This window comes from Xylanibacter rarus (assembly GCF_001275135.1).
GTDB classification, from domain to species: domain Bacteria; phylum Bacteroidota; class Bacteroidia; order Bacteroidales; family Bacteroidaceae; genus Prevotella; species Prevotella rara.
The window spans coordinates 40,168-64,668 of the sequence record NZ_LFQU01000007.1 but is presented as its reverse complement, the minus strand read 5'-3'; the positions used below and the strand labels follow the sequence as shown (position 1 = coordinate 64,668).

Here is a 24,501-nt window from a genome sequence, read left to right as displayed (position 1 = left end):
TTTAAATTACAGCGTGCAAAATTATTAAAAAAATTGGAATAATAGTATGTTAAATGAGAAATATGAATTATTTTTGCATCGTGAAACGTTTCAAAACATTTATAATTCTGACCATAATATGCCTTATTTCGCTAAATACAAACGAAATAAGTGCCAGTAATAGCGTGCAGTCTCTAACAACAGACGAAGATTCGATAGAGATAAGTTTGTTGACCTGTGCACCAGGGCAAGAGGTCTATAGTCTTTACGGGCATACTGCCATCAGATACAACGACAAAAAGAGGGGAATTGATATTGCCATCAATTATGGCATGTTTTCATTCAAAGCCCCCTTTTTTATTCTAAGGTTCATCTTCGGATTGACTGATTATGAAATGGGTATTATTCCATTTGATGCCTTTTGTGAAGAATACAGATATGAGAACAGAAGTGTCACACAACAAGTTCTCAATCTCACAGCTAAAGAAAAAAAGGAGATAATTAAAGCTATCGAAAAAAATTATTTACCTGAGAACAGAGTATACAGATATAACTACTTTTATGATAATTGTACCACACGCGCCCGCAACATCTTGCTTGACAACATTGACGTGGAGGTATGTTATCCTAATAAAAAGGAGTCATATCCGTCATTCAGAGATTTAATACATTCATTTAATGATAATGACCCATGGGCAAGATTTGGCAATGACATTTTACTTGGCGCAAAAGCAGACAGAAAGACCAATCTAAATGAATACCAATTCTTACCATATAATTTAATGTATGACTTCGAGAAAGCCACTATAAAAGACAAAAATGGCATTACTCGCCCTTTAATTCTATCCCAGCATGATGTAGTAAAGTGTCAGACAAGCATAAATAATGAAAAAGGATTTCCACTACGACCCAGCACTTGTGCATGGATATTCCTTGGATGTATAATAATAACTACAATCATTGAAATATGCTTTTAAAAAGAATTTTTGGCTTTTTGACGCACTTTTAATTTTTATATATGGTTGTATAGGTTTGATACTATTAATGATGTTTTTCTCAAAGCATCCTACAACAAGTACAAATCTGCAAATATTTTTATTTAATCCACTGTCGCTATTTTATATATACAATATTGTAAAACGTAATAGGACAAATCGTCTTTGGTACTATCTCTCAGGATCAATCGCATGCTTCTTTATCGGAGGGCTGTTTCAGGACTACGCTGAGGGCACGTACATTTTGGCATTATCTTTGCTGATAAGATGCATATATAACATTATTCGTAAAAAGAACAATGATAAATAAATACATTACAGCAACATTCTTAGCAGTTGCATCAATAGGAAACATAAGCTCACAAAATGTAAGACCTGTTCCTAAATTGGTTGTAAATATAGCCATAGACCAATTAAGGACAGATTACATTGAAGCTTTTATTCCGTACTATAGCGAAGGAGGAATAAAGAAACTCCTAAGAAATGGTGCTGTATACAGCAATGCACAATATATGTTTTCTCCAGTGGACCGTGCATCATCAATTGCTTCAATTTCCACTGGCACATCTCCATCATCCAATGGAATAACAGGATTCAGATGGTTAAACAAAAACACTTTGATTCCCGTAAATTGTGTTGATGACAATAGTTATGAAGGTATCTTCACAAAAGAAGGAGCATCTCCAAAAAATATCATCACCACGACCATAAATGACGAACTTAAAATAGCAACTGAAGGTGACGCCATTGTATATAGTATAGCTCTAGAGCGTGATGCTGCAGTTATCGGAGGTGGTCATGCTGCAGATGGAGCATTATGGTTCAATAAAGACAACAAATGCTGGTGTTCATCTAAATATTATTTCAAAAAAGCTCCAAGCTGGTTAGAATCTTATAATTTACTTTACGCGAATAATTTCACTGAAGACAATGTAAATGCAAATATTACAAATGTTGCATTAGAATGCGTGAATTCCTGTGGAATGGGAACTGATGACATCACAGATATGCTGTCATTAACATACAGCGTGAAGATTCCAGTAAAAAAAATAAACAAGCAACAATTACAAAACACATATATACAACTTGATAAAGAACTTGAAAAGTTAATATCAAAACTCGAAAGCAAAATAGGTATTAATAATCTTTTATTCGTCGTAACAAGTACAGGATATTGCGATGAAAAAGAAATTAATTACGAAAAATACAGAATACCTAGTGGTACTTTCTATATAAACAGAACAGCCAACTTACTTAATATGTATCTTGGCGCAATATACGGACAGGACAAATATATTGAAAGCTGTTTCTACAATCAGATATTCTTAAATTTAAGGCAAATTGAGCTGAAGCGTATAAATATAAGTGATCTGTTAAGCCGTGCTCAATCTTTCTTGATACAAAATTCTGGAATAAAGAATGTGTTTACCAGTAATGACTTGATGCTATATGGCGACAAGAATGATTCAAAACTACGTAACTGGTACAACCCTGACAATTGTGGAGATTTAATAATTGAAGTTTCACCAGGCTGGAAACTCCTAAATGAAGATACAAAACAGCAATATGTTTCTAAAGGGAATGCAATACCTTTTCCTGTAATTTTTTACGGGACAGGAATAAAGCATGAGGAGTTAATTACACCTGTAACAATAGACAGAATAGCTCCTACAATAGCAAAAATAATTAGGATTAGAGCCCCAAATGCATGTTCGGCATTGCCTTTATATTAAATAAAGCTAAAAATAATATAACTTTTTACAATAAATTTGTACTTTTGTACACAAATACTCACAATTCATAAAAGAAAATAAAATATTATAGATATGGGTTTTAATAATTTTTTAAAGTCATTGTTCGGTGATAAATCGTCAAGAGACATGAAACTGATACAGCCATTAGTTGAAAAAGTCAAGGCGGCATATCCTGAAATTAAAGCACTTGATAATGACTCTTTGCGTGCCCGCACAAAGGAAATTCAAAAGTATGTTCAAGAATCTGCTCAAGATCAAAAGAAACAGATTGCTGAACTGAAGGCAAAAATCGAAGAAACACCTATTGATGAGCGTGAAGATATATTCGCTCAAATCGATAAGCTTGAAAAAGAGGTGCTTGAAATTTATGAAAAAGCCCTCAATGAAGTGATGCCCGTAGCCTTTAGCATCATAAAAGATACAGCCCGCAGATTTGCAGAAAACGAGGAAGTAGTTGTTACTGCAAATGACTTCGATAGAGAACTTGCTATTAGAAAAGATTTCGTTAGGATTGAAGGAGACAAAGCTATCTACAGTAATCACTGGATGGCCGGCGGTAACGATATGAAATGGGATATGGTTCATTATGACGTCCAACTTTTTGGTGGTGTCGTATTGCATCAGGGAAAGATTGCGGAAATGGCAACAGGTGAAGGAAAAACACTCGTTGCAACATTGCCTGTATTCTTGAACGCTCTTACCGGAAACGGTGTACATGTCGTTACGGTAAATGATTACCTTGCAAAACGTGACTCTGAGTGGATGGGACCGCTCTATGAGTTCAACGGATTATCTGTTGACTGTATTGACAAACACAGACCCAATACACCTGAAAGAAGAAAAGCATACCAAGCAGACATTACATTTGGTACAAATAACGAGTTTGGTTTCGACTATCTTCGTGACAATATGGCAATATCGCCCTCAGATCTTGTTCAACGAGCTCACAACTATGCAATTGTCGATGAGGTTGACTCTGTGTTAATTGACGATGCACGTACACCTCTTATTATATCAGGTCCTGTACCAAATGGTGATGACCAGATGTTTGAAGAATATCAGCCATTGGTTGAACGTCTTGTTGATGTTCAAAGGAAATTGGCCACACAATTCTTGGCTGAGGCTAAACAAAAAATAAGCGAAGGCCGTGAGAAGAACGACCAAAAACTTCAAGAAGAAGGTTTCTTGAGCCTATACCGCTCTCACAAAGCATTACCGAAGAACAAGCCGCTAATCAAATACCTTTCAGAAGAAGGTATAAAGGCTGGTATGCTCAAAACGGAAGAGTATTACATGGAAAATAACAACCGTCGCATGCCTGAAGCCGTTGAACCTTTATATTTTGTTGTTGAGGAAAAATTAAATTCTGTTGATTTGACAGACAAAGGAACAGAATGGCTGGCAAAACAGGTAAATGACAAAGAGTTGTTCGTGTTGCCGGATATTACAGCACAGCTTTCTGCATTGGAAAATGAAAAAGAACTTGATGATCAACAGAAACTTGATAAGAAAGACCAACTTCTGAATCATTACGCAGTTCAAAGTGAGCGCGTACATACATTACAGCAACTTCTGAAGGCCTACACCATGTTCAATAAAGATGACGAATATGTTGTCATGGACGGTGAAGTTAAAATCGTCGATGAGCAAACTGGTCGTATCATGGAAGGAAGACAATGGAGCGATGGTCTACACCAAGCTATAGAGGCAAAGGAGCACGTAAAAGTAAAAGAAGCGACACAAACATTTGCAACAATAACTCTTCAGAACTACTTCCGTATGTATCATAAACTCTCTGGTATGACGGGTACGGCAAGTACAGAAGCAGGAGAACTTTGGGATATTTATAAACTCGATGTTGTTGAGATTCCAACAAACAAGCCAGTCATAAGAAACGACATGGACGACCGAGTTTATAAAACAGCCAGAGAAAAATATAACGCCGTCATAGAGGAAATTGAAGCAATGCGAAATTCTGGTCGCCCATGCTTGGTTGGTACAACATCTGTAGAAATATCAGAACTGTTAAGCAAGATGTTGCAGATGCGCCACATTCCTCACAATGTGTTGAACGCAAAGCTTCATCAACGAGAAGCTAATATCGTAGCAGAAGCAGGACGTAGTACATTAGGAAAGGTCACTGTTACAGATTCTGACGGAAATCAACATGTTGAAGAAAGATTACTTGGAGCCGTTACTATCGCAACGAATATGGCTGGACGTGGTACCGATATTAAGTTGTCTCCAGAAGTAAAGGCTGCTGGAGGTTTGGCTATCATTGGTACAGAACGTCACGAAAGCCGACGCGTTGACCGACAGCTTCGTGGACGTGCAGGTCGTCAGGGAGACCCGGGTAGCTCAGTATTCTACGTAAGCCTTGAGGATAAGCTTATGCGATTATTTGCAAGTGAAAGAATCGCACGAGTTATGGACCGCCTCGGCTTTAAAGATGGAGAGCGTATTGAAAGTCCGATGATTACCAAAAATATCGAAAGAGCACAAAAGAAAGTTGAAGAGAACAACTTCGGTATTCGTAAACGTCTGCTTGAATACGACGATGTCATGAACAAACAAAGAACTGTCGTATATGAGAAGCGTCGCCATGCACTCATGGGTGAAAGAATCGGAATGGATATTACGAACATCATCTGGGATCGCGTTGTAAACATCATTGAAAAGAACGATTATGAAGGCTGCAAAGATGAGTTCCTCAAAATACTATCAATGGAATGTCCGTTTACTGTGGAGGAATTTACCAACGATAGCCATGACAATTTGGCAGAAAGAGCATTCCAAATGGCAATGGCAGACTTCAAACGTAAAACTGAGCGCATTCAAAGCGTAGGATGGCCTGTCATTAAGGATGTTTACGAAAACCAAGGTGACAGATATGAACGTATAATGGTTCCTATTACTGACGGTAAACGAATTTTCAATATTCCATGTAACTTAAAGGAAGCATACGATACTGAATGCAAGAGTGTCGTAAAACAATTCGAGAAAACTATCCTGTTACATATTATTGATGATTGCTGGAAAGAGAACTTACGCGCATTGGACGAATTGAAGCATAGCGTACAAAATGCTTCATATGAACAAAAAGATCCGCTGGTTATCTTCAAATTAGAGAGTGTTAAACTGTTCGATGATATGGTAGACCAAATGAATAACCGAATCGTCGGAATTCTTATGAGAGGACAAATACCAGAAATGCAACAAGAAGAGGTACACGAAGCAGCTCCGGAGCAAAGAAGTCAACGCTATACTGAACAAAAAGACGACATGACAGATCCGGCACAACAGGCAGCAGCACAACAAGATACAAGAGAAAGTGCAGAGCCTAGAAGACAGATGCCTATTCATAAAGATAAGCTGCCGGGACGAAATGATCCATGTCCATGCGGAAGCGGTAAAAAATTCAAGAACTGCCACGGCAAAGGACTTGTATAAATATCTATAAGGTTGATTATTATAACCAAATAAAAGCAATTCACCCAAGAAGACGTTCAACAACGTAATCTTGGGTGAATTATTTTTATAAAATATCCTATAAATCTATCTTCTTAGCCAATTCAAATCGTTATTCATACAAAAAGCAAATCTGCATAAAAACAGTCCCAATAAATAATGCTGTCAATATGACATACGGATTAACATGAATCCCTTCGGACATTTTATTAGTTCTGCATATTAAGATATTGCTTAACTGCATCAGCACAACGTTCGCCGTCGATTCCTGCAGAAACTATTCCTCCTGCATATCCGGCACCTTCACCACATGGGAAAAAGCCTTGAATACGCACATGTTGCAATGTTTCCGGGTTACGCATGATTCTCACTGGCGAAGAAGTTCGTGTTTCTGTGGCAATAAGCACAGCTTCATTGGTAAGGAAACCATGACTTATCCTTCCAAAAGTTTCAAATCCTTGTTTTAGTCTTCCCGCAATTATCTTTGGCATCCAAAAATGTAAAGGACTAGAGATTAGTCCAGGTGCATAAGAACTCTTAGGCAAATCATAACTGAGTTTAGAGCGTGTAAAATCAACCATTCGCTGAGCCGGGGCTGTCTGCCTCATATTGCCTTGCTGCCAACACATCTTCTCTAAATTCTCTTGAAAGCGCATCATGCACAAGGCATCACGCTCTCCTTCAATATCTTCAGGATGAATTTCAACAACCATTCCGCTATTTGACCATTTAGAAGAACGATTACTCGGGCTCATGCCATTTACAACAATCTGTTCCTTTCCTGTCGCAGCAGGAATTACAAAGCCACCAGGACACATACAGAATGAATAAACGCCACGCCCATCAACCTGAGTGACAAAATTATATTCCGCTGCAGGCAGATATTTTCCACGTCCGTTCTTGTTATGATATTGGATCTGATCAATAAGTTCGGCCGGATGCTCAAGCCTCACACCAACAGCAAGTCCCTTGGCTTCAATTTCTATTCCAGACTTATATAGATACTCATAAATGTCCCTTGATGAATGTCCTGTAGCCAAAATCACGGGTCCTTTAAAGACTAATTCATTACCACTTTTAAGATCTACAGCCTCGACACCCAATGCCTTATCATTTTCAACAATGATTCCTGTTGCCTTTGTTTGAAAATGAACTTCTCCACCACACTTTAATATTGTATTTCGCATATTTTCTATAACACGCGGAAGTTTGTCTGTTCCTATATGCGGATGAGCATCGGCTAAAATCGCAAGAGGAGCTCCATGCTGACAAAAGACATTTAATATTTTACTTATATTACCCCTCTTCTTACTTCTTGTATATAGTTTTCCATCAGAATAAGCACCGGCACCACCTTCACCAAAACAATAATTGCTTTCATTATCAACCTTATGAGTTCGTGAAATGGCAGCAAGGTCTTTTTTACGTTCATGAACATCTTTACCACGTTCTATAACAATAGGACGCAATCCATGTTCTATAAGACGCAAAGAAGCGAAAAGCCCACCAGGACCTTCTCCAACAACAACAACCGAAGGAGCTGAAGAAACATCTTTATACTCTACATGCTCAAAAACATCATCCTCAGGCTCTTCATTAATATACACTCTTACTTTCAAATTAATAAAGATAGTACGCTGACGGGCATCAATACTACGTTTAAGCACTCTGACATGCTTTATTGTCCTCGCATCAATAGCCTTTTCACGTGATATATATTCTTTTATTGTTGCTTCATTGAAAGCCTGTTGAGGCAGCACACGTAATTGATATTCACTTATCATATTCAAAATATTATTTCAAAAATTTATTCATAAAGTCAAGAACACTCTTCTGTTCTTCTATGCCACATGAGTGGGTTATATCCCTTAACTCAGTCACCAGTCTGTCTCCGGCCTTCTGACTATCCCACACATCATGCATAATTGCATAAGCCTTTTTGACTCCAGGTACAGGAAATAGCTTATCGTTCAATCCGTTAATAAAAAACATAGGTTTAGGACAAGCAATACTAGCAATATGAGGATAATCAAGATACTGCCGTAATGAAGGAATACAGTTAGCAAATCCTCCATTTTCCTTACGTCCGTACTTCCATGTCATCTGCACATCGGTTGTCACCATCCAACAAACAGATGCACATGCGGCAATTTTTTCAGACAAAGCCGCAAGCATCCACGCTCTGTAAGCTCCCATAGAAAATCCAATACACCCTATCCTGTCTGAATCAACCACATTGAGACTTGCAAGAAAATCTGTTGATGCGATATCATCATATGTCATAAATGCGCATAGATTTCTTCCGTACATCATCATGTTACCTGCAATAATATCATATTTTTTTCGGTCAACACCTTCCGCTCTACCGCGTTCTCCCCATAAAGGGGCATCAGTAGAAAACACTACATAGCCATTTTTTGCCAGATAATCGCCAAAGAATTGTCCGCCGTATAACTTATCACACCACTGACGTGCATCTGCAATAACAGCAGAATCTTCATCAAACGGCATTATCATCTTTTCTTTGCCAATAAACAAATGCGCCCCATGATCATGCAAAAGATTTATAGCAGGAAACGGTCCTTTGCCATCAGGAATCAACAAATAAGCTTTCACACGATAATAATCAGAAAGATTAAATTCAATTTTACGGGCAACATATCCGTCTCTATGCTCTTCTGAAAGTATCTTTATATCATAACTTTTTGCTGCCGTTGGCGGTGTCATCATACATTCAAACACCTTTTTACGTGCTGTATCTTTCCATTTACCAAAATCTGTTTCATTACAATTGCCCCATGCCAGTGGATACTTCAAGTCTGCAAGTAATTTATCAGCGTATACTGGAAAATCCTTATAAAATTCATAAGACTTTCTCTTCTGACCGTTTACATTCACAAAAGATACAGCCAAAACGAGGACAAGCAGCAACGTCCGTTTATATATAACCTGTAACATAATATTCCAATTTTGTGCAAAAATAGCAATTTATTATGTAAAATAATTGCCACAAACAAGAAATCTTGCTAAATTTGTGACCAATTTAACAGAGCGTAAACCCTATTTGTCAGAGGGGCTCAACTAAATAAAAGAGATAAAATGAAAGTATTAAAGTTTGGAGGAACGTCCGTAGGTTCCGTTAAAAGCATTATGTGCTTAAAGAGGATTGTTGAAAAAGAAGCTAAAAAACAATCAGTAATAATTGTTGTCAGTGCATTGGGAGGCATCACGGACAAGCTTTTGTCTACTGCTCAAATGGCACTGAATGGAGATGAATCATATAAGAGAGAATTTGATGCCATGGTGAACCGCCATCATCAGATGATTGACACTATAATAACAGACACAACCAAGCGTGAGAATCTTTTTAATACCGTAGATGCTCTTTTTGAACAATTAAAGAGTATCTATTATGGCGTATATCTGATACACGACCTCAGTGAAAAGACACAAAACGCAATTGTAAGTTACGGTGAACGGCTTAGTTCAAACATTGTAGCAACACTGATAAAAAACGCATGCTGGTTTGATGCACGCGACTTTATCAAAACTGAACATAAGAAGAATGGTAAACACATTCTTGACAGTGAGCTGACAAACTCTTTAGTATGCGAAACATTCAAGGATTTGCCACGAATATCTGTTGTACCAGGCTTCATAAGTAAAGACAAGAATACCGACGAAACAACCAACCTAGGAAGAGGCGGAAGTGACTACACCGCGGCAATCATTGCTGCGGCATTAGATGCTGAGGTACTTGAGATTTGGACTGATGTTGATGGTTTCATGACAGCAGACCCTCGCATAATACAAACTGCATATACCATAAATGAGCTCAGCTATATTGAAGCAATGGAGTTATGCAACTTCGGAGCAAAAGTAATTTATCCTCCGACGATTTATCCGGTATGCATAAAGAACATACCAATAAGGGTAAAGAACACTTTCAATCCGAAAAATCCTGGCACCATAATAAAAAAAGAAATAAACAATGATACTAAAGCCATAAAAGGTATTTCAAGCATCAGTGGTACGGCATTAATTACCGTCACCGGTTTATCTATGGTCGGCGTAATCGGTGTAAACCGAAGAATATTCACTGCATTGGCAAATAATGGCATATCTGTATTTATGGTAAGCCAGGCTTCATCTGAAAATTCAACCTCTATCGGTATGAAAGAGTCTGACTCTGAAGCTGCGGTAAACGTACTTAACGAAGAATTTGCCAAAGAGATTGAAACAGGAGCCATGTTCCCGATGCGTGCAGAGAAAGGACTTGCAACAATTGCCGTTGTCGGTGAAAACATGAAACATGTTCCCGGCATAGCAGGCAAGCTGTTTGGAACACTTGGACGAAGCGGTATAAGCGTCATCGCATGTGCCCAGGGCGCATCTGAGACAAACATTTCGTTCGTTATCAACGGCATGTATCTACGCAAATCACTCAATGTTCTCCATGATTCGTTCTTCCTTTCTGAATACAACGTACTTAACCTTTTTATATGCGGTGTTGGCACAGTTGGCAGCAAACTTATAGAACAAATACGCTCACAACATGATGAACTGAAACAAAACAGGCGCCTGCAATTAAATGTTGTCGGCATCGCAAGCAGCCACAATGCAATATTCGACCGCGAAGGCATTGACCTCGACACATATAAAGAACAGCTTGTACAATCAGAGATTACCGACACCGAGACACTACGCAGAGAGGTTATTGGCATGAATATATTTAACAGCGTATTCGTAGACTGTACTGCCAGCAAAGATGTGTCAGCTTTATATCAGGATTTTCTTGAGCACAACATCTCTGTTATTGCAGCAAACAAGATAGCAGCCTCATCTGATTATGAAAGTTATATAAAACTTAAACAGACAGCCCTTGCCAAAGGTGTTAAATTCAGATTTGAGACAAATGTGGGAGCAGGGCTTCCTATCATCGGAACAATAAACGACCTGCGCAACTCTGGTGACAAAATTCTGAAAATAGAAGCCGTATTAAGCGGAACGCTAAACTTCATATTCAACGAACTGTCTGAAAATGTTCCGTTCTCAGAAGCTGTCAGACGTGCAAAAGAACAAGGCTATAGCGAACCAGACCCCAGAATAGACTTAAGCGGAATAGATGTCATACGCAAACTCATCATCCTGACACGAGAAGCCGGATATAAAGCCGAGCAGGATAATGTTGAGAAGAAACTCTTCATTCCAGAATCATTCTTTAATGGTTCATTGGACGATTTTTGGAAACATCTGCCTATGCTTGATGATGAGTTTGAACAGAAACGCAAACGGCTTGAAGCCCAGAACAAAAGATGGCGCTTTGTTGCAAAAATGGAAATGGGGAATACCAGCGTAGAACTCACAACAGTAGAAAAAGGACATCCTTTCTATAATCTTGAAGGGTCTAACAACATTGTGATGCTAACTACTGAACGCTATAAAGAATACCCGATGTTAATACAGGGCTACGGCGCAGGAGCAAGTGTAACGGCAGCCGGTGTGTTCGCTAACATAATGAGCATAGCAAACATTTAGTCCATAAAAGGAGGGGCTACATGAAACATATCATCATTTTAGGCGACGGAATGGCAGATCATCCCGTCGCCAGACTTGGAGGCAAAACCCTTCTTCAATATGCCGACAAGCCTTATATGGATATGCTCGCATGCAAAGGGCGTACAGGTAGACTAATAACTATTCCTGACGGATTTCTTCCGGGCAGCGAAGTTGCCAACACTGCCATCCTAGGCTATGACCTTAATCGAGTCTATGAAGGCAGAGGACCACTAGAAGCAGCAAGCATCGGATACGACATGAGACCTGATGATTTTGCCATGAGGTGCAACATAATAACGCTTGAAAATGGTGTTATCAGAAATCATAACGGAGGGCATCTGAATACTTCAGAAGGAGAAATACTTATAAAGTATCTGAACAAACATCTCGGCGATGAGCAAATCGAATTCATTACCGGAATACAATATCGCCACCTGCTCATAATACGAGGAGGCAACAAACACATAATTTGTGCTCCACCACACGACTATCCGAACGAACAATGGAAAGGGCTTTTGGTAAAAGCAGAACCCGGATGGGAAGAAAAGCGTGACGGCAACAGAATGACAGGTAATGAAACTGCCAAGCTCATAAACAGCCTGATTGTAAAATCTCAAGAACTTTTAGAGAAACATCCGATCAATAAAGAAAGACGCATAAGCGGAAAAGACGCAGCCAACAGCATATGGCCATGGGGAGGAGGCTACCGCCCAGACATGGAAAAATTATGCTATATGTACCCTAAAATCAAGAATGGCTCGGTTATATCGGCAGTTGACCTGATTCGTGGCATAGGATTTTATGCGGGATTGAAAATAATAAAAGTAGAAGGAGCCACAGGACTTGCGGATACAAACTATGAAGGCAAGGCTGAAGCTGCGATAAAGGCGCTAAAGACGGATGACTTTGTTTTTCTGCATCTTGAAGCAAGCGACGAGGCAGGACACGACGGGGACCTCGAACTGAAACTTAAAACCATAGAGAATCTCGACAGCAAAATCATTAAACCTATTTATGAAGAAATAAAGACATGGAAAGATGCTCCTGTGCGCATGGCTATATTGCCAGACCACCCCACTCCGGTAGAAGTGCGCACTCACGTAAAAGAGCCCGTTCCGTTCATAATCTGGCATGACGGAATAACACCCGACAACGTAAAGACTTACGACGAAATGAGCTGTGCAGATGGAGGATACGGACTGCTAAGACTCAACGAGTTTATGAAAACATTCATGAAAGACTGAAAACAAACCAAAGGAAGCTGCGATATGAGATATTATAGTACAAACAAAAAATCGGAATGTGTTTCACTACGCGATGCGGTGGTAAACGGATTGGCTGAAGACCGTGGACTATACATGCCGGAAAGAATCAACAAGTTGCCTGAAGAGTTTATCAAGGACCTCGACAAAATGTCATTTCAGGAAATATCGTATGAAGTGGCCAAAGCATTCTTTGGCGATGATGTAGAGACTGACGCATTGAAAAAGATTGTCTATGACACCCTGTCGTTCGATTGTCCTGTAAAAAATATATGCAACAAAATATGGACCTTGGAACTTTTTCATGGCCCTACCCTTGCATTTAAGGATATTGGGGCACGATTCATGGCACGCCTGCTTGAATATTTCATCAGGCAAGAATCTCAACAGATAGTAAACGTGCTGGTTGCCACAAGCGGTGACACTGGTTCGGCCGTGGCAAACGGTTTCCTGGGAGTTGACGGCATTCATGTTTATGTGCTGTATCCCAAAGGCAAGGTAAGCAAAATACAGGAGAGCCAATTTACAACTCTCGGAAACAACATAACAGCCATTGAGATTGACGGAGTGTTTGATGATTGTCAGAACCTTGTAAAGAACGCCTTTATGGACAAAGAGCTGAACAATAGCATGAAACTGACATCTGCCAACTCTATAAATGTGGCGAGATTCCTTCCGCAGGCATTCTACTACTTTAATGCCTACGCAAGAATGAAAGCCAACGGACTGACTGACAATCTTGTTGTATGTGTGCCTAGCGGAAACTTCGGAAACATAACAGCCGGACTATTTGCCAAAGAAATGGGTCTGCCAATATGCCGTTTTATAGCAGCAAACAATGCCAACGATATATTCTTTAACTATCTGAAGACTGGCGTTTATGAGCCGAAACCTAGCATACAGACCATTGCAAACGCAATGGATGTAGGCAATCCTAGTAACTTTGCGCGTATATATGACTTATATGAAGGCTCGCATGAAAGAATAGCATCAATGATAAGCGGAGCTACATACACAGACGAAGAAATAAGCAACGCAGTCAAACAGTGTTACAATGAAAACGGCTATATACTTGATCCGCACGGAGCCTGTGGCTATCAGGCGCTAAAAGATCTACTTAACACTAATGAAACAGGGATTTTCTGTGAAACGGCTCATCCTGCAAAATTTAAGGACACAATAGAAAAAATCATCGGAACAGAAATTAAGATACCGCAACGGCTGGCAGACTTCATGAAAGGTAAAAAACAGACCGTAAATATGTCTAATGACTTCAATAGATTTAAAACGTTCTTGCTGGAACAGCAATAGAGCAATAATCTGTAGCGCTCATAAACACATAATGGATAAAAATATGCATCATAAATAAAGGTCTAAGTCTGTTTAACTTTTGGCTTAGGCCTTTATTTATGATAAAAAAGTTTATATATTCAACGCATAACGACAACATCATAATCAAAACAGGCACTTAAATTAAAAGTGAAAGCCATCTTACACGTATACAATCTACTTTACATTTTTAACAATCTAAAATTTGAAAAATCTGTAAAAAATCAAGACCAGAGTTTTCTTTAATCTAGAAATCAGTTCTAAATTTACGTTAATAATATAAGTATATTCAGCCATGAATAATAACACAAATTCACATTTCTGAGCCTTTAATAAGCCCAAAAGCACTATTCTATATTGTAAAACCATTGGTTTTGCTGCTTAAAAGCAATGTGTTTATCTTTAAAAATCTATGGTTTTACATTCTAAAAAGCCACATTTTGCAAAAACAATATGATAAGCCCATATGCGCTGTTACTCTAATCGCCTATAAATCAAGCATATACACAAATTATAATATTTGAGCAAAATTTGCAGCAAAACATAAGAATGAAAATAAAGCACCTGCTCTCAATGCGTCAAAAACAAATAGTTTTCTATTTGAATGGTAGAAAATATTTACAAAAAACAATTTAGAAATGGTGTCAAGATAATATTTCTACCAGCATAAAGAACTAAAAACCCACTCAAAACAAACAATAATCAATGTATGAAAAGTACCGAGAAAAAATAAGGCGAACAGTTGCATATAGACAAACTGCACGCCTTATTTCACATAACTGACATATTCAACAACAAATTTTCCAGCTTTTATATGTCGGCCAATTCTTAAATCTGCTCACATTCTTTAAGCCATAATGCAGACGAAGCATCACTCGGCATACGCCAGTCGCCGCGCGGACTAAGACTGACGCTGCCGACTTTAGGTCCGTCAGGCAGACAAGAACGCTTAAACTGCTGATTGAAGAAACGGCGCAAAAATATTGTAAGCCATTTCTTTATCGTTTCATCATCATAGAAAGGAACTTCAGGATTACTTCCATCGAAAGCTTTACGTGCAAGCATAAAAATCTTTGACGGACGATAACCAAAACGTATTATATGATATAAGAAGAAATCATGAAGTTCATAAGGCCCTACAAGATCCTCCGTCTTCTGTGTTATGTTGCCAGCCTCATCGGCCGGTATAAGTTCTGGACTTATAGGAGTGTCAATTATATCCAGAAGTATGCTTCGTGTTTCATCGCTGTCTTCACTCATAGCAACAAACTTGACAAGATATTTTATCAACGTTTTAGGAACCCCGGCATTCACTCCATACATGCTCATATGGTCACCATTATATGTAGCCCAGCCTAAGGCAAGCTCAGAAAGGTCGCCTGTACCTATAACCAAAGCACCTAGCTGATTGCTGAGATCCATAAGAATCTGAGTGCGCTCACGCGCCTGACTGTTCTCATAAGTAACATCATGCACGTTAATGTCATGACCAATGTCATTGAAATGTTGTTTTACGGCATCTGCAATACTGATTTCACGCAATGTGATGCCAAGACTTTTCATCAGATTTACTGCATTGTTATATGTGCGGTCTGTTGTTCCAAAGCCAGGCATAGTTACGCCTACAATACCCTTGCGCGACAATTGCAGCTTGTCAAATGTTCTTACACATACAAGCAAAGCCAATGTACTGTCGAGACCTCCGCTAATACCAACAACAACAGTCTTGCATCCTGTATGAACAAGACGTTTGGCTAATCCGGCCACTTGTATTGAGAATATCTCATCACAGCTTTTTTCCATGTCGTCAGTCTTCGGAATAAACGGATGAGGATCAACATCACGTATAAGTTCAAAGTCACGCGGCATCACAGTATGAGCATTTACGATACGCGAATCATGTCCACGCTGGGCATTTATATAAGTGCTGTTGGTACGACGTTCGTTACGAATCTTCTCTACATCTATCTGGGTAATTATCAGCTGAGAATCAAGAGCAAAACGTTCACTTTCAGCAAGAAGCTGACCATTTTCATAAGCAATGGCATTTCCTCCGTAGACCACATCCTGAGTGCTTTCGCCAAATCCACAACCACTGTAAACATAGCCAGAAATCATACGTGCACTCTGCTGAGCCAACAGTCCCTTAAGATAGTCGTGCTTACCGATAAGCTCATCACTGGCTGAAAGATTGAATATGATGTCTGCACCAGAGAGCGCAAGATTACAGCTAGGAGGCACCGGAGCCCACACATCTTCACATATCTCCACGCCAAACATGGCTCCGTCGCATGTCCGAAACAGTGTCGGCTGAGGCGTAACTACAATCTTATTGCCTGCAAAACGAATTTCAGAAGGTTGCAAATCTTGTGACGAAGCAAACCAACGTTTCTCATAAAACTCACTATAATTAGGAAGATATGTCTTCGGAACAAGCCCAAGCAAATCGCCTTTTTGTATCACTGCGGCACAATTCAACAGCAAATCGCCAACAACTACAGGCACACCTACAATACTGATTATATCCAGCTTGCGGGTGAAATCGAGCAACATGAGAACTGAAGTTTCTGCCTGCTCTAAAAGAAGTGTCTGTTTAAACAGATCCTGGCAAGTGTAACCGGTAATACAAAGTTCCGGAAAAACAATCACCTCAACACCCTTTCCTTCTGCCATGGCTATAAGACTCTCAATCTGCTGCACGTTATATGAGCAGTCGGCTACTTTAACCGAAGGTATGGCTGCCGCCACTTTAATAAATCCGTTTTGCATGTAAATCCTTTTTTTGTATTATTACTTTATAGTGACCTGAGTAGCTCCATAGCCATACTCCTGAAACGAAGCATCTTGATAAGAGCAATTCTTGTAACGGTAGTTGAGTTCGTGAATCACCGCATGACGCAACACTCCTTCACCCTTTCCATGTATAAAAACTATCTTGACACCATGTTTGCCCATATAGCTGTCCATGGTCTTTCTGAATACATCAAGTTGATAGTTAAGTATATCTGCAGCAGACATTCCTGCAGTTGTATCAAGAAGCTCGTTAGCATGCAAGTCAACAACAACCGGTTCGTCTTTTGACTTCTTGCGAGCATTCTGAACAACAGCTCTCGGTTTGTTGTCATCTGACGCCTTTCGAGCCATCTCCATTTTAAGTTTTTTTGCGTCAACTACAAGTGGACGTACGGGCTTGTCGTTCTCAATCAAAGTATAAATTAATGCAGACTGCTCAAAGAAGTCATTCTCCTGGAATGTATGCAATTTATAGAATTTTACAGTATCTATACGAAGCTGAGCATCAACAGCAGGTTTAAGCAGGAATCCTTTGTCTTTCTTATATGCCACAAACTGTACGGCAACACGCTCAAGTTCATTCAACACTTCACGTCCGAATTCTTCTATAAACAACTTGGTGTTAGGTTCAACAGTTCCTTTAGAACGTAAATTCCAACTTGTACCTTCAACAGTAAGGTAAGTAAAATCAATATAATAATTGCTGTCGTTAATCAAATAAACCTCAAACTTTGTGTTAGTTATCTCTTTTATGTCAACCGGCACAAAGCCAAGATAAACAGACAGCGCATCTCCACCTTTTCGCTCTTCAGGCTGTGCAGTAAAAGTTACAGGTCTGTCGGCGGGATCATAATCTTCGTCTTCATCCTTAACCGTACTGACATTCTGAACATCATGCTTTATATTATAGTCGTCATTGTCTATTACAACAACGTCAGTTATACTTGTTGGTATCTGAAAACCGTCTTCGTCCTCTACTAGAACAATATTCTTACCCTGAAAGCCGGCAACGACACCGCCTCCAACTTCACTCAAGAATCTTACTTTATCTCCTATTTTCATCGTTAATCGTTTTTATTATGTTAAGGAATCAACAAAGAACTGTCACCATAACTCAAGAACCTGAAATCATGGCTCAAGGCATAATCATATATAGTTTTCCAGTCGCCATGCACAAAAGCACTGACAAGCAAAAGTAAAGTACTTTGAGGCTGATGGAAATTGGTGACCAACATTTTTACAATCTTATACTCATAACCCGGAGCAATGATTATCTGTGTGCTTCCATGGAAAGAATTCTGTCCGTTACGGTCAAGATAGTCTACTATATTTTGCAAAGCCTCTACAGGCGACAAGTCTGTCTGTGTTTCATAAGGCTCCCACTGATCTATATGTAACTGTTCTTCTTTCAAATCCGGATTTTTGCTCAAACGCACACCTATATAATAAAGACTTTCAAGAGTTCTTACGCTTGTCGTACCAACAGCCACAGCACATGCATTGTGCTCTATTAGCTTCTTTAATGTTGATTTAAGCACGCAGATATATTCGGTATGCATGTTATGTCCGGCTATCTCTTCACTCTTTACAGGTTTAAACGTTCCGGCTCCAACATGAAGAGTAAGTTCTTCACGCTCAATACCTTTATCATCAATTGCCTTAAGTACATCTTCAGTAAAATGCAGACCGGCGGTTGGGGCAGCAACACTGCCCTTTATCTTTGAATACACCGTCTGATAAGTAACCTTGTCGCTCTCTTGAGTATCACGTTTAAGATATGGCGGTATTGGCAGTTCACCTACATTTTCAAGAATATCCGCAAATGTTATATCCTTATTATCCCACGCAAAGTCGATCCAATGACTTGTCCCATGTTCCTGACGATAAGTTGCAGTAAGCGTTACTTGTGTTCCTTTTATATCAAAGACACGCTTAAGCGCCCCTTCTTTCCATTTCTTAAGATTACCGACAAGACAAAGCCAAGAACATGAACCATTTGTCTGAAACATCTGCTCATAGTCAGCAGGTTCAGCCGGTTCAAGTAAAAAAACTTCAATAATGGCTCCTGTTTCCTTTCTGAAATGTATTCGAGCCTTGATAACTCGTGTGTTATTAAATATCATCAGCGAGCCTTTAGGCAAATAATCTGTTATATTATAAAAGACATCTTCAGAAACTTTACCTTTGTCGTATATTAAAAGTTTGCTATGGTCACGTTGGGCAACAGGAAATTTTGCTATACGTGATTCTGGCAAATCATAATTAAAATCCTTAATCCTAATATGTTTTGTATCCATCTTTTTGTGAAAATCTAAAATATCAATGCTCTTATTATGGAATAAACCAATGTTAAAACTAAAACTAACACAACAATGTTGATATCAACATAGTTGTATCCAGTTGAAGAATATTGTGTGGAAATATAATTAAACCCGGGATGCATACGTAGATATGCTTTAATATATAAGAAATAAACAATCATTCCAACGATTGCTCCCCATGTAAGACCTACAATTATATCTCCAGGATAATGAAGTCCCAAGTACATTCTCGTCCAACAATTTACCAAAGACCACAATATAATTGCCACAGTAAATGTTCTATTACGTATAAGCAATGAGAAAAACATTGCTATACAGAATGTATTTGAAGCATGGGCCGAGAAGAAACCATACTGAGTATCACGCATCCCATTAACTATGTCAATTGTATATTTTACGAAAGGATCCCATGATGGCCTGTAACGTGCAACGAAAGGCTTAACAATAAAATCCGTAAGACCGTCCGACAATATTATACACAAAATAACGCTCCCGACAATAAGCATTATCTGCTTCATCGTCTCATTATTCTTTATCACAACATATAATAAAGAGAGATAAAGCGGTATCCATGTCAATCCTGACGTAAGGATTACAGCCAGATTGTCAAGAAACAATGATTCGCTTCCATTAAAAAACGGAAAGAATTTCGCGGTCTATCTCTATTAATGTCTGCATTTAATCAATTAATAACTTTATTTGTCTTATATTCGTTCTATTTGTGAATTCAAAATCCACCCTTCACGTCCATCTTCAAGTTCAACCTGCTTCCAGTCCTTCATGGTGTCATCTATTATCTCAACACGGCTGCCTTCATGGACTATGACCGTTGCCTCACTGTTTGCCACAGGGGTCTTACGCAAGCCAGCTGATGGCGATATCACGATAGCTCCGGTTCTATTTGTCAATATCTGCTTTTGCTCATAAGCAAAAATATTACTGAAAACAAAACCAAAACAAATACGACAGCACTATAAAAACCAACTTTACGCAACACAAGTTTAGGAGCAAACAAATAAATCAAAACAGAAATTAATGCAACAACAATGCAAACGATAGCAATACTTGCCCATTGGTCAACGCTTGCAAGATTAACCAACGACTTGTACCATGTCACAAAAAACATCTCCGACTTCGGCGTAATCTTATCAATCGTCTTTGAACGTGCCATCTGAAGATTGAAACGTATATCAGCATCTCCAGGAGCCAACAGCAAAGCGCGTTCATAATTCAAAACTGCTCGAGTTATATTGTCTGTACGATAATACGAATTGCCCAAATTATAATACAACTCAACGCTAGGCCCTTTCTTCAAAAGTTCCTCATAATCTTTAATTGCCTGCTGATAATGGCCTTTTTTATACTCATCATCAGCATTCTTCTTTGTTACAGCACCAACTGATGCACAAATACAAAATAGCACAAGAAATACCAGAAACCTTTTTGAACTATTTTTCTTTGAGCCACTCAATGTATTTTCTATTTTTATTATTGCTGACATTGCTGTTTCAAAAGTCTGATTCATATTACCTTTTATATCTCCTGGCGCATAACGATTATATTCACATTCGTCAATAGCATGAATAAACATCGAAATTGTATTCTCATCGATGTCTTTAGACATAAGATTCTCTGAAATATTGTCTTTTGAAAGCCTTTCTACAGGAATATTCAATTTTGCACTTACATATCCCCACAAAGTTCTCAAAACTTCATCATAGAATTTCTCATGTTCATTTGCAGCCATCAACTGGCTTGCATACTTTAAGCGTTTTGTTGCGATACGATTTGCTTTTTTCTTCCTTAAATCTGTAATATTTGCATTGTTTATAGCACGCTTGCGGAAAAGAATCAATACTCCGGCAAACATGGCAAACAACACTGACAATATCGCCCAATAAGATGTTGACCCATAAAATATATCTGTCAAATCTTGAATTTCCACATCACCTTCCTTGATTGGATGTATGTCCTGGTTTTTGAGATCACTGTAATCCGCAGAAAGTCCTGCGCTGCCGTCACCTTTAGCAACATCAAGTTTAAATGACTGTGTTTTAATCGTCTTATATGAGTTGGTAGACACATCATAATAAGTAAATTCTACAGCAGGAATCTCATATTTACCTTGATTACGAGGAACCGCCAAGAAATCATATATCATGTTGCCTTCTACTCCATTTGAAGTCAACTTTGTCTTATCTGTTATCTTTGCATCATATTTATCAAAATCCTTTGGGAAATTGACAACAGGTTGCTTTATCAGTTTCAAGTTTCCTATACCGCCGACAACAACACGAATAGTCACAGGCTCATTAGCCTTTATCTCTTTCTTATTTATCTGTGCACTAATGTTAAACTTACCTACACCACCGGAAAAATTAGCCGGACGTTTTGGTAAAGGATCCACCTGTATAGTCACACCTGGTGCTTTAATTTTTTTCTTGACCTCTATATATCCAGAACCTCCATTCAGAAATGCTTCAAAAGGATCAACATTACGATTTTGCTGAATAACGGTACCAGTAAATGTAATGCTCGGAATTTCAAGCTTACCCGTCATTTGCGGATACATAACATATTGACTCCAAGTCACACACCTATAAGCTCTTCCATTTACGCGTTCTATATGATATGACTTTTGTTGTGGAAGCGGTATTTCTTGCGTGTGAAAACCTGTAAGGTCAGGCATTTTGCCCTCAAGTTCAGTCAAATCAACTAATGTATAAACCTTATATGTAAGCAGGACTGGCTCTTGCTCATGTACACGTCGCTTGTTTGCACTTACTTTTATAAATAAATCTCCACCTTGAATAGGCGTGCCGGCTTCTCTCAAACGAGGTTGATTATCAGAATCATCATGCATACGTGGCGAGCCATTACCACTTTGACTTGCCCCTGAAACAGTGATCTTCACTGCTTTAGATGCTAACCGTCTTCCGTTAGCAACGACATGTGCAGGAGATATTGTGAAAGTACCATTCTTTGAAGCGCACAATATAAAAGTATAAGTAACAGATGAAGTACTGCTTGTATGACCGTTTATCATCTGAAAACTTGATTGAGAAGATGTGTATGGACCAGTTATAACTTCCAAAGCCTCAGGCACACTTCCCAAACGAAAATCACTAACATTCTGGGTACTAACTGTATATGTCAACCTAAAATTTTCGCCTGCAGAAACACGTGAAGGTGCATTAACTATAAGTTTCTGTGCATTTGATACAATTACACAGAATAAACATAGCTGTAATATCAATAAATATCTTTTCATAAATACAAACTTCTAATTTATCATTATTACCAGTTTTTCTGCAAGCGACGAGAACTTGGCTTCTGTAAAGCCTTCTTCATTCGCTGCTGTGTTGCCTTCTCACTCTGCATTGCAGCATTAAGCAGCTGCTCTGCATTATCCTTACTCATCTGCTCCTCTTTAGGCTTTGCCTGATTGTCCTGACCTTTATTTTTATCTTTTTCTTTATCGTTCTGCTTATCCTTGCCGTCCTGCTTATTTTTATTATCCTTTTCTTGCTTCTTGTTCTGATTGTTCTTATTACCCTGTTTCTTCTGCAATCTTTTACAAAGAGCTAAATTATAGCGTGTTTCATTGTCTTTCGGATTATTTCGCAAAGACTGTTCGTAAGCTTTGATTGCCTCACCATACATTCTATGATTTTGACAGATTACTCCTATATTATGATATACAAGAGCCAATCTTTGCTTATTTTTTTCTATTTTTGCCGCATTAAGATATTGCACTACAGCAGCAGAGTCTTTACTCTGCATCATAAGAGCACATCCCAAATTATAAATAGCCTGTGAATTGGCTGGATTTTTAGAAATAGCTTTTCTATACATTACTTCCGCCTTGTCATAAGCCTTTTTGTGATACAAGCGATTTCCATCACGCACAAACTGACGATCTGTCTGTGCTATTGAATCTATGGATATCCCCAGTAATATAATTAATAAAAGATGTTTTATCATATTAACTTATTGCAGATTTTATCTATTGTTTATTTAAACAGCTTTATCTTCTTGAAAAATGGGTTCTTGCGCTCAAGAATCAACATTTCTATAATCAGAAGAATAAGCACCAATATTCCTACGGCCTGAAACTGTTCATCATATTCACTATAAACGACACTAGAGATATCACCCTTCTGAAGTTTCGTTAATTCATCATTAAGCTGGCGCTGTGCAAGACTTGTATTATCAACATGTATGTATGCGCCTCCACCAGCTTGAGCAACCTGCTTACACATTTCTTCATTAAGAGCAGATATCACCTCCTGACCTGAATTATCTTTCATATAACCGCCATTACCGTCTGGCACTGGTGAACCTTTTGTTGAACCAACTCCAAGGACAAAAACCCTAATGCCATTCTTACGTGCCTTTTCTGCTGCCTCAATAGCTCCTCCTTCGTGATCTTCACCATCAGTTATAATCAATATTGCACGTCCGACCTTATCTTGCTGGGTAAAACTTTTTGAGCTCAACTCTATAGCTCCAGCCAAATCTGTACCCTGAGTTGCTATCAATGAGGGATCTGTATTCTGTAAAAACATCTTTGCAGACACATAATCACTTGTAATAGGCAATTGAATAAAAGCGTCACCTGCAAAAACAACAAGCCCAACTTTATCATTTGTAAAATTGTCAACCATGTTTTCAACAAGCATCTTACTCTTATCCAATCTTGACGGAACAACATCTTCAGCTCTCATTGAGTTACTAATATCCAATGAGATTATAACTTCTATACCTTTACGTTTTTCTTGACTTATCTTTGTTCCCATCTGCGGACGTGCCAACATAACTATCAACAACGCCAAAGCCGCTATCATCAGCCAGAATTTCAACGACTTACGGGATGACGAAACGTCTGGCATGAGCTGCTTTAGTAAGGACAAATCACCAAACTTTTTCAGCTTAAGCTTACGTTTACGCATCTCCAGAAATCGTATTACGATAATAACCGGAATAATTATAAGCAAATATAGAAAGGCAGGATTTTCAAATCTGAACATAACCTTATATT

General features: G+C 38.7%; 15 protein-coding genes and 1 pseudogene. 7 read left to right on the top strand and 9 right to left on the bottom strand.

From position 1 onward, the window contains the following. Window positions 1-53: 53 nt before the first annotated feature. The 4 genes from ACU52_RS05375 (at window position 54) to secA (ending at window position 6,178) form a co-directional block, all read left to right on the top strand. On the top strand, window positions 54-956 hold the full coding sequence (locus tag ACU52_RS05375; protein ID WP_239684873.1) for an Lnb N-terminal periplasmic domain-containing protein: 903 nt from the start codon (window positions 54-56) through the stop codon (window positions 954-956). Continuing rightward, complete coding sequence (locus ACU52_RS15970) at window positions 940-1,284, top strand: hypothetical protein (protein ID WP_053398033.1); 345 nt, start codon at window positions 940-942, stop codon at window positions 1,282-1,284. The genes ACU52_RS05375 and ACU52_RS15970 overlap by 17 nt, the downstream gene beginning before the upstream one ends. Next, window positions 1,274-2,707, top strand: a complete 1,434-nt coding sequence (locus ACU52_RS05365) for an alkaline phosphatase family protein (protein WP_021854927.1) — start codon at window positions 1,274-1,276, stop codon at window positions 2,705-2,707. Before ACU52_RS15970 ends, ACU52_RS05365 begins: the two co-directional genes overlap by 11 nt. 93 nt (window positions 2,708-2,800) lie before the next feature. Next, a complete protein-coding gene (gene secA, locus ACU52_RS05360; RefSeq protein ID WP_053398032.1) occupies window positions 2,801-6,178 on the top strand; it encodes a preprotein translocase subunit SecA in 3,378 nt (1,125 codons plus the stop codon). Window positions 6,179-6,405: 227 nt separating this feature from the next. Here the strand turns inward: secA and ACU52_RS05355 are convergent, their stop codons facing one another. Further along, window positions 6,406-7,980 carry an NAD(P)/FAD-dependent oxidoreductase gene (locus ACU52_RS05355; protein WP_053398031.1) on the bottom strand — a complete coding sequence of 525 codons (1,575 nt, stop codon included), beginning with the start codon at window positions 7,978-7,980 and terminating at the stop codon, window positions 6,406-6,408. 10 nt (window positions 7,981-7,990) lie between these two features. Further along, entirely contained in the window at window positions 7,991-9,154 is a 1,164-nt protein-coding gene (locus ACU52_RS05350) for a dienelactone hydrolase family protein (RefSeq protein WP_053398030.1), read from the bottom strand. 141 nt (window positions 9,155-9,295) lie between these two features. Here ACU52_RS05350 and thrA point away from each other — a divergent pair, with 141 nt between their 5' ends. The 3 genes from thrA to thrC are packed head-to-tail and all read left to right on the top strand — an operon-like array spanning window position 9,296 to window position 14,328. Continuing rightward, on the top strand, window positions 9,296-11,734 hold the full coding sequence (gene thrA, locus ACU52_RS05345) for a bifunctional aspartate kinase/homoserine dehydrogenase I (protein WP_053398029.1): 2,439 nt from the start codon (window positions 9,296-9,298) through the stop codon (window positions 11,732-11,734). Between the two features lie 20 nt (window positions 11,735-11,754). Further along, a complete protein-coding gene (locus ACU52_RS05340) occupies window positions 11,755-12,999 on the top strand; it encodes a cofactor-independent phosphoglycerate mutase (protein ID WP_053398028.1) in 1,245 nt (414 codons plus the stop codon). A 24-nt stretch (window positions 13,000-13,023) separates the two neighbouring features. Continuing rightward, complete coding sequence (gene thrC, locus ACU52_RS05335; RefSeq protein ID WP_053398027.1) at window positions 13,024-14,328, top strand: threonine synthase; 1,305 nt, start codon at window positions 13,024-13,026, stop codon at window positions 14,326-14,328. Window positions 14,329-15,174: 846 nt separating this feature from the next. Here thrC and ACU52_RS05330 read toward each other — a convergent pair. From ACU52_RS05330 to ACU52_RS05300, 7 genes and pseudogenes are all read right to left on the bottom strand, one after another. Then, entirely contained in the window at window positions 15,175-17,115 is a 1,941-nt protein-coding gene (locus tag ACU52_RS05330; protein WP_053398026.1) for an NAD(+) synthase, read from the bottom strand. Window positions 17,116-17,136: 21 nt separating this feature from the next. Continuing rightward, window positions 17,137-18,201, bottom strand: coding sequence for a DUF2027 domain-containing protein (locus tag ACU52_RS05325; protein WP_021854936.1), 1,065 nt, complete (start codon window positions 18,199-18,201; stop codon window positions 17,137-17,139). 20 nt (window positions 18,202-18,221) lie between these two features. Then, window positions 18,222-19,436 (bottom strand): S-adenosylmethionine:tRNA ribosyltransferase-isomerase, encoded by a 1,215-nt coding sequence (locus tag ACU52_RS05320; RefSeq protein ID WP_053398025.1) that lies wholly within the window; start codon window positions 19,434-19,436, stop codon window positions 18,222-18,224. 14 nt (window positions 19,437-19,450) lie between these two features. Continuing rightward, window positions 19,451-19,978: a phosphatase PAP2 family protein gene (locus ACU52_RS05315; protein WP_316936644.1), complete on the bottom strand. Its 528-nt coding sequence runs from the start codon at window positions 19,976-19,978 to the stop codon at window positions 19,451-19,453. Between the two features lie 186 nt (window positions 19,979-20,164). Beyond that, window positions 20,165-22,731, bottom strand: a pseudogene (locus ACU52_RS14710) (BatD family protein). Window positions 22,732-22,757: 26 nt separating this feature from the next. Then, complete coding sequence (locus ACU52_RS05305) at window positions 22,758-23,444, bottom strand: tetratricopeptide repeat protein (RefSeq protein WP_021854940.1); 687 nt, start codon at window positions 23,442-23,444, stop codon at window positions 22,758-22,760. Between the two features lie 29 nt (window positions 23,445-23,473). Next, window positions 23,474-24,490, bottom strand: a complete 1,017-nt coding sequence (locus ACU52_RS05300; RefSeq protein WP_053398024.1) for a vWA domain-containing protein — start codon at window positions 24,488-24,490, stop codon at window positions 23,474-23,476. Window positions 24,491-24,501: the final 11 nt, after the last annotated feature.